Source organism: Acinetobacter pittii ATCC 19004 = CIP 70.29, from assembly GCF_000369045.1.
In the GTDB taxonomy this organism is placed as follows: domain Bacteria; phylum Pseudomonadota; class Gammaproteobacteria; order Pseudomonadales; family Moraxellaceae; genus Acinetobacter; species Acinetobacter pittii.
The window spans coordinates 353,819-367,345 of the sequence record NZ_KB849797.1; the positions used below are offsets into that span (position 1 = coordinate 353,819).

The 13,527-nt window shown below is 37.1% G+C and carries 14 protein-coding genes; 9 read left to right on the forward strand and 5 right to left on the reverse strand.

Annotated elements, in window-relative coordinates:
• Window positions 1-86: 86 nt before the first annotated feature.
• Complete coding sequence (locus F928_RS20295) at window positions 87-617, reverse strand: CHAP domain-containing protein (RefSeq protein WP_002114964.1); 531 nt, start codon at window positions 615-617, stop codon at window positions 87-89.
• A 290-nt stretch (window positions 618-907) separates the two neighbouring features.
• Here F928_RS20295 and F928_RS20300 point away from each other — a divergent pair, with 290 nt between their 5' ends.
• On the forward strand, window positions 908-1,714 hold the full coding sequence (locus tag F928_RS20300; RefSeq protein ID WP_005079370.1) for an NPP1 family protein: 807 nt from the start codon (window positions 908-910) through the stop codon (window positions 1,712-1,714).
• Window positions 1,715-1,831: 117 nt separating this feature from the next.
• On the opposite strand, the gene lpxO is transcribed toward F928_RS20300, so the two are convergent.
• A complete protein-coding gene (lpxO, locus tag F928_RS20305; RefSeq protein ID WP_002114943.1) occupies window positions 1,832-2,746 on the reverse strand; it encodes a lipid A hydroxylase LpxO in 915 nt (304 codons plus the stop codon).
• A gap of 307 nt (window positions 2,747-3,053) precedes the next feature.
• On the opposite strand from lpxO, the gene F928_RS22275 reads away from it, so the two are divergent.
• The 3 genes from F928_RS22275 to fadA all read left to right on the forward strand — a co-directional run bounded on the left by F928_RS22275 (window position 3,054) and on the right by fadA (window position 6,659).
• Window positions 3,054-3,170, forward strand: coding sequence for a hypothetical protein (locus tag F928_RS22275; RefSeq protein WP_080591617.1), 117 nt, complete (start codon window positions 3,054-3,056; stop codon window positions 3,168-3,170).
• A 150-nt stretch (window positions 3,171-3,320) separates the two neighbouring features.
• The gene (fadB, locus tag F928_RS20310; protein ID WP_005079372.1) at window positions 3,321-5,474 is read left to right on the forward strand and encodes a fatty acid oxidation complex subunit alpha FadB; all 2,154 of its coding nucleotides are present in this window, start codon (window positions 3,321-3,323) and stop codon (window positions 5,472-5,474) included.
• Window positions 5,475-5,486: 12 nt separating this feature from the next.
• Complete coding sequence (gene fadA / locus F928_RS20315; protein WP_005065826.1) at window positions 5,487-6,659, forward strand: acetyl-CoA C-acyltransferase FadA; 1,173 nt, start codon at window positions 5,487-5,489, stop codon at window positions 6,657-6,659.
• A 47-nt stretch (window positions 6,660-6,706) separates the two neighbouring features.
• On the opposite strand, the gene F928_RS20320 is transcribed toward fadA, so the two are convergent.
• A complete protein-coding gene (locus F928_RS20320) occupies window positions 6,707-7,198 on the reverse strand; it encodes a hypothetical protein (protein WP_005079375.1) in 492 nt (163 codons plus the stop codon).
• Window positions 7,199-7,476: 278 nt separating this feature from the next.
• Here F928_RS20320 and F928_RS20325 point away from each other — a divergent pair, with 278 nt between their 5' ends.
• Entirely contained in the window at window positions 7,477-8,193 is a 717-nt protein-coding gene (locus F928_RS20325) for a YidX family protein (RefSeq protein ID WP_005079377.1), read from the forward strand.
• A gap of 69 nt (window positions 8,194-8,262) precedes the next feature.
• On the opposite strand, the gene F928_RS20330 is transcribed toward F928_RS20325, so the two are convergent.
• Window positions 8,263-8,907, reverse strand: coding sequence for an RBBP9/YdeN family alpha/beta hydrolase (locus tag F928_RS20330; RefSeq protein ID WP_016805935.1), 645 nt, complete (start codon window positions 8,905-8,907; stop codon window positions 8,263-8,265).
• A gap of 71 nt (window positions 8,908-8,978) precedes the next feature.
• Between F928_RS20330 and hmrR the strand changes: the two genes are divergently transcribed.
• Window positions 8,979-9,344, forward strand: a complete 366-nt coding sequence (hmrR, locus tag F928_RS20335; protein ID WP_002114700.1) for a MerR family transcriptional regulator — start codon at window positions 8,979-8,981, stop codon at window positions 9,342-9,344.
• 21 nt (window positions 9,345-9,365) lie between these two features.
• Here the strand turns inward: hmrR and F928_RS20340 are convergent, their stop codons facing one another.
• On the reverse strand, window positions 9,366-10,124 hold the full coding sequence (locus F928_RS20340; protein WP_005079383.1) for a hypothetical protein: 759 nt from the start codon (window positions 10,122-10,124) through the stop codon (window positions 9,366-9,368).
• A 177-nt stretch (window positions 10,125-10,301) separates the two neighbouring features.
• On the opposite strand from F928_RS20340, the gene dsb reads away from it, so the two are divergent.
• From dsb to F928_RS20355, 3 genes are all read left to right on the forward strand, one after another.
• A complete protein-coding gene (dsb, locus tag F928_RS20345; protein ID WP_005079385.1) occupies window positions 10,302-11,003 on the forward strand; it encodes a DsbA family oxidoreductase in 702 nt (233 codons plus the stop codon).
• Window positions 11,004-11,362: 359 nt separating this feature from the next.
• Window positions 11,363-12,505: a hypothetical protein gene (locus F928_RS20350; protein WP_005079387.1), complete on the forward strand. Its 1,143-nt coding sequence runs from the start codon at window positions 11,363-11,365 to the stop codon at window positions 12,503-12,505.
• A gap of 125 nt (window positions 12,506-12,630) precedes the next feature.
• On the forward strand, window positions 12,631-13,527 hold the full coding sequence (locus tag F928_RS20355) for a hypothetical protein (RefSeq protein ID WP_005079389.1): 897 nt from the start codon (window positions 12,631-12,633) through the stop codon (window positions 13,525-13,527).

The following is a 13,527-nucleotide window of genomic DNA, read 5'->3' on the forward strand; positions in this document are numbered from 1 at the left end:
CCCCTAATTTTCAAGTGCTTTACTGTGCCAGAACATAAATTTGGAAACAGATTTAGATATGGTCCGACAGATTGTGTCGTACTCGCTTAAGAATCTAGACGATAGTAACTATATTTAACGTCTTTTTCTTTGTAGACCGCATAGGTTTTTTGACGAAAATCCGAGAACCAACCATTGCCCGTATAGCCTGCAATATGACCATAGGTGTGACCACTTGTTCGCTCAATAATGTAAATGTCACCTTCTTGTGGACGGTTGAAAGCAGGTTTAATTTTCTTATAACCATTCTTTTCTAGCGTTTGCCCCCAATCAGAAGCAGCTACAGGATGCTTTGACACATCTGCTCCAGCCGCTTGTAGAGCAATGCGGATATTTTTGGCGCATTTCTCTTTACTATGGTTGGCAGAGATACTTTCGAGCTTACTCGAGAACTTATGCAAATTAATATTTTGGTCTTCAGCTTTATGATTTTGAGTTTTAGATCGTTTAGATTTTCCAGTCGTTGAAGCTACTTGTCTTAACATCACTTTTGTTTTTAAATCGCCTTGAGAACTGTCTTCTTTTCTCTCTTCGATATGATGAACATGTGCATGAGCTGCGTGATGAGCATGAGCCATTTTAAAACCTACTTCCGCTGACCAGTCTTCGAAAAAACCGCGCCATTGTAGAATCAAAATTGCCTATTGGCTCTTAATAGTTGTAACAAATTACCAGCACTGTGAAATAGGTCACAAAATTAATCATTTAGATCAATAATCAATACATTTTTCATATTATCTACATAAAATAATATTTTAATAAAACTGAAAAAATAATGTCATTTAACTTTTTTAATATTTGGATTCAACTCTTAAAATATCCATAATATATAAATATATATATCTTAATCTTTACTCTAATCGGTAGCATGATCTACTCAACTCAAGGTTTTTCAAAAGACTGGAGCCAAGTTCCTCTATGCAGTACAGACCAACCAGCATGTATTACAGGCCTTTCTACGTTGAAACCTGTAAATTTAGAAAATGGAAAAATTGTCTTTGATTTCGATACAGATGGATGTTTAGCTTCAGCACCAGTACAAAAACAAGGTGAAAACTATTTCCCTAATAATGGTTTGGATACTTCAGGCACTTTAGAGGGTCAATGCAGCTATAGGGATCAATTGAGCAAAGCAAATATTATTTATAAAGAAAAATGTACGACTTATCAGAATTCCATTTACTGCGGTCGTATTTTTGCACTTTACACTGTTAAAGATAAAGCCGTAAATGGTAGTTTAGACTTCATAGGACACCGACATGATCTAGAGCACGCTGTAGTCTGGATGAAGGATGGTAAAGTGACGCATATAGGTGTAAGTGCACATGGAGAACTAATTAATACACCCGCCAATCAATCTCCATTAGCAAAAGAATATGGTAATAATGCCTACGCCGTTGTTTACCATAAAGATGGGGTATTGACACATGCTTTGCGTTTAGCAACATCCAAGACATCAAATAATATTCAAGTCGTTAATGAGGTTCCAGAAAATCCAACAGGAAAATGGGTTTTACCTAATGTGATTGAATTTGATCAGGCACCTACAAATTACATTAATACTCTTTTTAGCTCGGACTACGGTCAAGCAACACTTGAAATAAAACCATCTCGAATTATTAATTTTTTAAATAGTAAGAAACCTGCTGAATGGAACAATGTGACTTTTTATTAATTAAAACTTAATAAAAACTTAATTTATTGGAACTTTAACTATTTTTAGAGAATTGATATTTAAAATAATTTAAATAAAATTGCTTAAAGTAAAAAACGCCCTTTGGGGCGTTTTTTATTAAAATACATATGGTCGAACAAAAATCAAAAAGAAAATCCCAAGCATCAAGAACCATTTCAAGAAATAATACAACTTACGGTTCGATGCTTTTAAGGCTTTAGCTTTAATACGAATTTGATAAAGATAAGCAAAAGCTTTATTTAAGCCACCTGTTTGGTCGCCTGTTTCATTCGGTGAACTTGCCGCAGTCATCACTTTACGACCAAACCAATGGTTGAAACGCTCCATCCATTTTACTTTCATTGGACGTTCAACGTCTGCAAAGAAAATAATACGGTTTTGATCAGTCTTATTTTCAGCATAGTGAATATAAGTTTCATCAAACACAACACTTTGACCATCACGCCAAGAATATCTTTCGCCATCGACGTCAATAAAACAACGATCATCATTCGGCGTAATCAAACCCAAGTGATAACGCAATGAACCTGCATACGGATCACGGTGTCTTACCAAACGGCTGTCAGGTGCAAGCTCGGTAAACATTGCTGCTTTAATTGTCGGCAATGTTTTAAGAAGTGCTGTAGTTTTTGGGCAAAGCTCAGCAGCAGATGGATGACTCGATTCATACCATTTTAGGTAAAAACGCTTCCAACCTGTTTTAAAGAATGAGTTAAAACCTAAGTCGTTATAGGTACTTGAAGCTTTAATTCCGCCTTGGTCATATAAAGCTTTCGCTTCATCTCGAATCATTTCCCAATTTTCATCCAGCACTTTTAGATCTTTAAAATGCTGTGTGTCGATATAAGGCTGATTCGGCACCTTTGAAAAGATGTACATTAAAAAGTTAATCGGTGCGAGCAAGGTTGAATGGTCAAAAAATTGACGATAAAACGAGTGACGCACTTTGCCGCGATGTTGGATATACAATGCTGATATCACAAAAATCGCTAATATGATCCACTTAATCATATTGCTACTCTTTCAAAAGATTAGGGGCAACTTCACCTTATATTTAAGGAGAGAGAAACCGGAAGTTTATTTAATTGGCGCAAATTTTAACAAAATTGACTTAGAAAAAGCGAATGTAAAAAAATTAAGTCAAATAATAGACAGCGCTGGTGTAATAAAAATTTTAAATATAGTGTATTTTTCCATAAATTTAAGGAAGTTAAAATTTATTACTATTATTACTGTTATTTACAGATGATCCCACTAACAATTGACATTTTTGACAAAAAATTAACTTTTAAAACTTATTCGTTTTTTATATAAAAATTTGATAATTCCAATGCTTTATCAAGAAAAAGTTAAATTAAAACAAATGTCTTTCGTTGTTAGCTATCTTTATGATTTCTTTTATGCATTTCATATAGATGAATTGAATAATAAATAAGATGACCCTTGCGTCACGGCTTGATACAACTTGTCAGGTTTTTTTTAGATATAGTTATCGTAAGATTAGCGAAGCATAAATGTGTACCTAAGATGTGCACACGCTTCATAACATCAACTTAGAAGTCCTCCAAAACTAAGGAGATCAGGCATGATCCACGCTGGCAATGCCATTACCGTCCAAATGCTTTCGGACGGAATTGCAGAATTCCGCTTTGACTTACAAGGTGAGTCGGTCAATAAATTTAACCGTGCAACAATTGAAGATTTCCAAGCTGCTATTGCTGCGGTAAAAGCAAATAATGATATTAAAGGCTTAGTTGTTACCTCGGGCAAATCGACATTTATTGTTGGGGCAGACATTACCGAATTTGGTGAAAACTTCGCACAAGGCGAAAAAGCAATTGTTGACTGGCTTATGCCTGTTCACGAAATCTTCAATAGCTTTGAAGATTTAGAAATTCCAAAAGTTGTTGCTATTAACGGTATGGCGTTAGGTGGCGGTTTTGAAATGTGTTTAGTTTGTGACTATCGTGTGATGTCAGAAGCTGCACAAGTGGGCTTACCGGAAATTAAACTTGGTATTTACCCAGGTTTCGGCGGTAGCGTACGTTTAAGCCGTCTGATCGGTATCGACAACGCGGTTGAATGGATGGCGATGGCTGCTCCTAAAAAACCGGCTGCTGCCCTAAAAGATGGTGCGGTAGATGCGGTTGTAGCTGCTGATAAATTACTTGAAGCTGCAACTGACTTAGTTAAGCAAGCAATTTCTGGTCGTTTAAACTGGAAAGCAAAACGTCAAGAAAAGCTTGAAGCTGTAAAATTGAACCCACTTGAACAAATGATGGCGTTCAATACTGCAAAAGGTGCAGTGCTTGCTAAAGCAAACCCTGCTCAATACCCAGCTCCAAAATTATTACTTGATTCATTACAAGCTGGTGCAAGCCTTGCGCGTGACGAAGCATTAAAAGCTGAAGCTGAAGGCTTTGCAAAAGCTGCGATTACTCCACAAGCTGGTGCATTGATTGGTTTATTCCTCAATGACCAAGTTGTTAAGAAAACTGCTAAAAAATATGAAAAAGGTGCACATCCTGTAAACCAAGCAGCTGTACTTGGCGCTGGTATCATGGGTGGTGGTATTGCTTACCAAGCAGCAAGCAAAGGTACACCAATTATCATGAAAGATATTGGTAATCCACAACTTGCTCTAGGTATGAAAGAAGCGAACAGCTTGTTAACTAAACAAGTTGAACGCAAGAAAATGAAACCTGCGCAAATGGGTGAAACGCTTGCACGTATCCGTCCTACTTTAAGCTACGATGAGTTTAAAGAAGTTGATATCGTGATCGAAGCAGTTACAGAAAATCCAAAAGTAAAAGAAATCGTTCTTGCGGATACTGAGAAGAATGTTCGTGAAAATACGATTATTGCTTCTAATACTTCTACGATTTCAATCACCCGTTTAGCAAAAGCATTACAACGTCCTGAAAACTTCGTTGGTATGCACTTCTTCAACCCAGTACACATGATGCCACTTGTAGAAGTCATTCGTGGTGAGAAAACTTCTGAAGAAGCGATTGCAACAACTGTGGTTCTTGCTCAAAAAATGGGTAAAACACCGATCGTTGTAAACGACTGCCCAGGATTCTTGGTTAACCGTGTATTGTTCCCTTACTTTGGTGCATTTGACCTTCTTGTAAAAGACGGCGCAGACTTCCAGCAAGTTGACAATGTAATGTCTAAGTTTGGCTGGCCAATGGGTCCTGCTTACCTTATCGACGTTGTAGGTATCGACACAGGTGTACATGGTGCAGAAGTCATGGCTGAAGGTTTCCCAGACCGTATGAAGCCAGACTTTAAAGGTTCAATCCAAGCAATGTACGAAGCTAAACGTCTTGGTCAAAAGAATGACGTTGGTTTCTACAAATACGAACTCGATAAGAAAGGCAAAAAAGCAAAAACTGTTGATCCAACAGCGTATGAAATCATTGCTCCTTTCGTAACGGGTGAGAAACGCGAGTTTGATAACCAAGAAATCATTGACCGCATGATGCTTGCTTTCTGTAACGAAACAGTTCGTTGCTTAGAAGACAACATTGTTGCAACTGCTGCTGAAGCAGACATGGCAATGATTATGGGTGTAGGTTTCCCTCCATTCCGTGGTGGTCCATGTCGTTATATCGACCAGACTGGTGTTGCTGAATACGTTGCACTTTGCGACAAATATGCACACTTAGGTAAGGCTTATGAAGCGCCACAAATGTTGCGTGACATGGCTGCTAACAACAAAAAATTCTACGGTTAAGGAGCAACGTGAATGGCTACTTTAAATCCACGTGACGTTGTCATCGTTGATGGCGTACGTTCTGCAATGGGTAAAACCAAAAACGGTATGTTCCGTAATGTACGTGCTGACAGCTTATCTGCTGAATTGGTTCGTGCACTCGTTGCTCGTAACCAGTTTGATGTAAACGAAGTTGAAGACCTGATCTGGGGTTGTGTAAACCAGACTCTAGAACAAGGTATGAATATTGGCCGTAACATCGGCCTATTGGCTGACTTACCAAAAACTGTTGCTGGTCAAACAGTAAACCGTCTTTGTGGTTCTTCTATGCAAGCGCTTCATACTGCTGCTGCACAGATTGCAACAAACCAAGGTGATATTTTCATTATTGGTGGTGTAGAGCACATGGGCCACGTAGGTATGATGCATGGCATCGACCTAAACCCAGAAGCATCTAAACACTATGCAAAAGCATCTAACATGATGGGCTTAACTGCTGAAATGTTAGGTCGCATGAATGGCATTAGCCGTGAAGAACAAGATGCTTTTGGTGTTGAATCTCACCGCCGTGCTTGGGCTGCGACTCAAGAAGGTCGTTTCAAAAACGAAATCGTTGGTGTTGAAGGCCACGATGCAAATGGCTTTAAAATCCTTTGCGACATCGACGAAGTAATTCGTCCAGATGCAAACCTTGAAGCATTCAAAGCATTACGTCCTGTATTTGACCCGAAAGGCGGTACTGTAACTGCGGCTACATCTTCAGCTTTATCTGACGGTGCTTCTGCAATGTTACTTATGTCTGCTGAACGCGCACAAGCGTTAGGTTTAAAACCACGCGCTGTAATTCGCTCTATGGCAGTTGCAGGTTGTGATGCAGCAATCATGGGTTACGGTCCAGTTCCAGCAACTCAAAAAGCGCTTAAACGTGCTGGCTTAACGATGGCTGATATTCAAACTATCGAGTTAAACGAAGCATTTGCTGCTCAAGGCTTATCAGTAATGAAAGGCTTAGGTATTTATGACAAGCAAGACATCATTAACTTAAATGGTGGTGCGATTGCTTTGGGTCACCCACTAGGCTGTTCTGGTGCACGTATCACCACTACTTTGTTGAACGTAATGGAACAACAAGATACTCAAATCGGTCTTGCGACCATGTGTATCGGCCTTGGTCAAGGTATTGCAACAGTGATCGAACGTGTTTAATTAACACCAAGATAAAAAAATCCCCGCTCAATGCGGGGATTTTTATTTTAACGTCCTTTTAAACCATCTTGAATTTGCTGTTGTAATTTTATGAGGTCACTAAGGTTAACTTTCATCGTACCCTCACGATAAGCATCAACATTACTTCGATTAATATTCAAAGGTCTTAACATTTCAAAGATACCATTGGTTGGATCAGAAGACTGTATTCCACCCGCTACCGCTAAAATATATTCTTGTAGAAATGGCGAAAGCTGGGACAAATCGGGCTGAGCCATAACTGGCTGATAATCTACTGTAGTCATGCCTTCAGGGACTAAAGCATTTTGTATATCGTAATGCGTTTTATACTCACGATGTTGCAGCGCCTGACGCACTTTTTTATCTTCTTGGAAGGGTACAAATCCCACCTCTTCACGTAGCTCAGATTCAGCCATAACGCGAATTGTTGGTAAAGTAGCCACTTCTTCTGCTTGAACAGTCGGTAAACCCATAAAAGCAAATGCAGCAATGAAGGCTGATTGTTTTAGAAAGTTCATAACTTGCTCCAAAAATCAGTCACCCTATTTCAATTAAAAGATGATGATTAAATTAAAAGTATCTATAAATAGGCTACAACAAAGTCGAATTTGATTCAGTAAGGCTCAGATAAACGGTAAATATAATTAAAATTTTTAATGTAATAGTAATGGACTTTCTAAAATATTTTAGAAATTAGTCTGAGTATAACTAAGTCAGATTATACTACTAGATTTAAATATTAAGATCTTTTGTTTATAGTCAGACTTTTATAAATCCATTGAATTCAACAGAAATAATGAACTTTAAAGTATTAAATCAGAATATTCTTATGAGCTGCCTACTCGTCAGTTTCTTTCTCACTGGTTGTGCGAGTAACCGAATTATTGGTGAAAACACGCGAGAGCTATTTACAAAATATGACTCAGGCCATGAATGGATCACTTTAATTGAAGATGATGTAATTGCATTTGGTAAACCATCAGTATCTCTCCCTAATGAACCAGAGGACAGTGTTGTCATCGCCGGGAAAAAATATAGTTATGTCATTAGTAAAGGCGGTAACGATTTCATTCAATTAATTAATCAATTAAATCCACAATATATCCAAATAAGTAATGAACTAGATTTTAATGCTCCAGCTCCGGATAGTAATCATTTTTACGGATATATTAGATTTTCTTACACCCCACCTAATGGGAAATTGAACGAGAAAGAATCAGCTTTATTTAAACAATATGGTGTAGTTCCATGTGGCTGTGCAAAGACATCAGAACCACATAAATTTGATTTAAATATTAAAGGAACTGTTTATCCTCCTGTAAACAATCTTAAAACAATAACCCCTTTATCTAAGCCATATCACATCAAAATCCAATATCTTCACGATAAGAGCGGAAAAGTGACCTTATCAACAAAGGAGAAGCTAGCAAGTTTACCACTGCTTCCGTTTACCTTAACTTTTGATCTGATCGCCTTACCTGCGAAAGTCATGGGTATCATTTATCAGCCCTAATAGACTCCGAATAAAAATTACAAACTTTCAGTAAAGATTAAAAATCCCCGCTTACTACGGGGATTTTTATTAATCATTTAACATCTCTTTTAAAGAATCAACTAATTGTGGAAATTTCGTATAACCTTCTCTACCTAAAAAATGCCCGCCATTAGGAACAGTAATGTACGGCGCATCAATTTCTTTCGCCAATTCAATAGTCAGTTTTGGGGGAACCAAATCATCATTATCCGATAAATACACTAGCTTTTTCTTTATGTCCTTAAAGTAATCCGTGTCGACTTTACTCTTGGTTATATAACTATTAAGAACAGAAGAATCTGAAATTAAACCAGAGAATCCGGATACTAAAATCATTCCTCCAATATGTTGATAATCATGTCTTTGCAAAAAGTGCAGTAACGTAATCACTCCTAAACTGTGCGCAACAAAATAGGTATTCTCATCCACCTTAGGGATCTGTTGGTCTATAACCTTTTGCCATGCATCTACATCAGGATTCTCAGAATCTGGAAATGGAATTAAGGTAACGGTTGTATATTCATCTTCTATTTGATGTTTTAAATCTAGAAACCAATGATCATTGATAGAAGCAGAGTAACCGTGAAGCACAAATATTTGACGCATGTTCTTCTCCTGAAGTTCAAGTGTTTTGGTATTTGCAACAAATGACATTAATCCGAGTAACACCAATAAAATGAGTTTTCTGATCATTGAACAAGTACCATTTTGAAAGATAAAAACATGCTAAACTATGACACCACTGTTAAGGTCAACCCCATTTTATGAACTTAGCTAAAGTTGCCGAGCTCACAAAAGTAAGCCCTCGTATGCTGCGTTATTACGAGAGCTTAGGGCTTATACAGCCTCTTCGAGCGAGTAATAACTATCGAAGTTATACGCAAAAAGATATTGAAAATATTAAGAAAATCAAAATATTAAATGATGCAGGCATGCACCTAAAAGATATTCAGGTTTTGCTCCCTTGTTTTGATTTAGATGAACGAGTATTTACACTATGCTCAGTGGTTCAAGAAAAACTGCAAACTGAACTCATGCATGTGTCTGAGCAGTTAAACAAACTGCAAACTTCTCAAAGTTTATTACAATCTTTTTTAACCAAAGGAAAAGTCGAGAGCACCAAATCATAATATTTGATGCTCATGTTCTGCTTATTCTTTTAAATCTCCTTCGAGCGCAGCCACATTCTTTTTCTTAATTTTTTCAATTTTTGCATTTAGCTTTAGAACATCTTGATAAAGCCCATTAAACTTTTTGACCTGAGCATTTTCATGAAAAAGAATCATCTGATCTTTCTTTTGCCATTCATAATTTTTTAGAAGCTTAAACATTTCTTCTGCTTTATCTAAAATTTGTAGCTCAATCATAAAAATTGCATGATCTTGATCTGCTTTTTGCTGAGTTCCCAATTTCATTTCAAGAAGTTGCCTCATCTCTGCATCAACAGATAACTCTTGAACCTTTGCTAAGAAAGTCTTATGAATCTTTTCATATTCACTCTGATACTGATCCGAAGCTTTACGGACATCGGCTAGCATCTTTTCGGTTTCTGCATACTTCTGTTTTTTATCAATATCTAAACGGTCCACATTTAAGAAAGTATCCCATTTGGCTGCTTTGAGTTCTCTTAAGTATGCATTACGTGCATTAATATTTTGAATCCAATAACTTAAAAGGAATTCTGAAATTTGCTTATAGTGTCCTGCCAAACGCTTATCGTGAATATCGAGCTGGACGGGTTTAGACCAGTCTTGTGCTTGTTCGTAAAGCTGATTCATTTTTTCAGTCATGACGACATCAAACATTTGACTACTGTCTTTGGCTTGCTGCTGTTTGATATGCTGATAGGTGAAAAAAATAATGCTTGTGATAACAATCAGACTTGCAATCGCAATCAAAACTCGGCGCATACACACCTCCTATTTCCCTTCTTATAGTTTTGCTCTTTATAGTTATAAAATAGCGCTTATTCTTCTTTATATGCCATTTATTTCACAATACGCAACACTGTATTCGCTACTCAAAGCTTTAAATCCTTATCCATCATCCCTATTATGATGGGTAATTAAAATTTATGAGATTCTCCCATGCGTGTAGATGTCTGGTCTGATGTAGTTTGCCCTTTTTGTTATATCGGCAAAAAACGCCTTGAGCATGTAGCTGCTGAAGCAGGTATTGATCTTGAAATTCACTGGCATAGTTTTGAATTAGATCCTGATGCGCCAGCAAAACATGACACTTCAAATACTGAGCGTCTAGCTAAAAAATATGGCCGTACCTATGAAGAGATGGAAGAAATGGAGCGCAACATTGCGGCTATGGCTGCTTCTGAAGGTATTGATTTCCAATGGCAAAAGGCGAACTCAGGCAATAGTTTCAATGCACACCGCATTATTCACCTTGCGCAAAGCAAAGGTTTAGGTAATGAAGCTAAAGAAGCTTTTTTCCATGCTTATATGACCGAAGGTCTCGCAATTGGTGAACGTGAAGTTGTAGAAGAAATTGCGTCTCGTATTGGTTTAGACAATGCTGAAGTTGAATACGTACTAGATACCAACGAACTATCTGACTTTGTCCGCCATGATGAAAAAATTGCACGTGAGCAGCTTAATGTAACTGGCGTGCCATTTTTTGTATTTGACCAAAGAATCGCTCTTGCTGGCGCTCAACCACGTGAAGTCTTTTTACAAGTTTTGGAAAAAGCACAAATCAAAGCAAATACTGAAGAGGTCGAGCAAGATGATGCGGCTGTTTGTACCGATGAAACTTGCGATGTTCCAAAGAAATAAATGAACACAATTAAAATGTGATCAAATCGTATATTTTATCATCATTTTAGCAATAGAGCGTTCTAAAAAAAGAACTATCTAATTGCTAAAAATCAGTTTATTATTGCCGCTTAGAATATTCGCGCTGTAATGTTCTGTTTTTTATGTGTTTAATGATCGGAATTTGAAGTTTCCTTGATCTATCATCCCCCTTCACTGGGGGATTTTTTTTGGCTAAAAATAATCGCTAATAGCTTAAACTTTTTCATTTATTTCAAATATGTAAAAAAAGTTAAATTTACTTAACTTTTGTGTCTCCCTCTTGATTTTATTAGAAAAATCAACAAAAGTGGAAACAACAACAAAACATAAAGATAGATATGAAAACATTTCATGTAATGCCGTACCGGCAACTTTTTGCACTTTTAACGATTGGATTTGGTTCAGTATGCATCGCTCATGCAGAGACCGCCTCTTCTTCTGCAAACCAACAAATAGGAAGTACATCATCTGGAGTACAAGCTGAAGTCACCACAGACGAGAACCTCTTAGATCAAATTCCACGTTGGGTGGACGCAACCCCAACCATTTTTCCAGAGCAGTCTAATGAGCCTATTGTTCCGCCTACCGAACAAACTGAAGATCAAACCTGGGTTGATCGTAAGCAAAAGAAAATTCGCAATTGGGCCGATCGTACTTCTGAAAAAATTGATAATTGGTTTGGTGAAGTTGATCCACAAAAACCAGCTACTGCAACCATTCGGGTAATGGTCGACAACTATTGGAATGAATACGACAACTTTGAAATTAAGCCCAGAATTCGCGGTAAGATTAAGCTCCCTACGCTAGAAAAACGTTTAAGCGTGGTATTTGGTGATGACTCTTTAGATAATGAATTTAATAACAGCCCAGCCAATATTAACCAAAACCCAAATCAAGACTCTAATAAGAAGTTAGATGGTAAGCAAACTCGAGATGACAACAGCTCAATTGCTTTGCGTTGGTCAAATTTCTCGAAAAAACTGCCTTTTGAAACCGATGCAGACTTAGGTATTCGTTCTGGAGACGATATTTATATTCGTTTAAAAGCATCGAGAGATTGGCAACTCCGTAATGATTTTAAATTCTATGCTGAACAAATTTATCGTTACGGCATAGATAGCGAAAACTATTTACGTACTAATCTTGAACTTACTCATGCTAGACCGAATCAACCGATTTTATCCAATCAGTTCAGCCTAACCTATGCAGATGATCAAGACGATGATTTAGCTTGGGAAAACAGAACTTTCCGCGAACACAGTTTCTTTGCAAACAACCGTTTTAACTATGGTATTTATACAAGTGGTTATTACAACGACAATGACTTACGTTTAAACAGTTGGGGACCGTTTGTTTCATGGCGCCAACCCGTTTTACGTGAATGGTTCTTTGTACAAGGCGATGTAAATTACTTTAATGACCACCGCGAAGACCGTAATCATTTTGTCAGCACCTTCTTGCGTTTAGAAGCACTTTTCTAAACTAGCAAACATCACCTTGGACCTCATCCAAGGTGATGAATAGCAAAATACTTTTAAATAAAATTTTAAGATTAGCCTTTTAAAGTATTGTTCTAATTTTTATTTTTGATTCCTTATCTTTAAAAATGAATCAATTTTCTTCTTCTCCATTTCAAAATAAATCGACAGTCTTCATTTGTATTTATAGTTTAGGTTTATTAGCTTTACTTCCACATACTCAATTTTTTTATAACTCTTTAAAACACCAACGGTCACGGCGTTATCCCTATTCTTCTACAAGTTTCGCACAAGTAAAACGGCAATCATTTTCATACTCTCCTTGTGAAGTAGAGCCAAACAATACCTTATCTGATGCTAATTTAATTCAAGAGCTTATGGCTGTATTTGGAAATGATACGTTATGGAAACGTGCGACTCAACCTGAACAAACGTATAAAGCTTTGGGTAAAAGAAAGAAGAAGAATTCATCAACTCAGGTTTCAGTCACAAATCCACTGAGTGCGAGCTGGGCCACCATTTCAACATGGATGCCTTTTGAAAATGACCTCGATTTAGGCTCAAATTCAGATAGTGATATCTACGTACAATTTTTAGCAAAGAAGAAATGGAATTTGAGACATAACATTAGAATTGATACAGAACAGATCTTTCGTTACGGCTCTACCAGCCGAAATTATTCTGAAACTACCCTAAACTTAACGCAGAAAATGCAAGATAACACATTATTTTCTAATAAATTTAATGTGAACAAGAGCGAAAATGAAGATTACAACTGGGGCAATTGGACTTTTCAACAATTTGAGTTTGTGAAAGATAATAGCCTGACTTACGGTATTTATAGCGGTGGCGTATATACTAAAAATGATATTCGACTAAATAGCTGGGGGCCTTATATTTCATGGCGTCAACCGATATGGAGAGATTGGATTTTTATGCAAAATGATCTTAATTTTTTTAACCATATTGATGATGATCCGAAACACCAACTCAGTGTGCAAATGAATCTTGAAGCTAATTTTTAA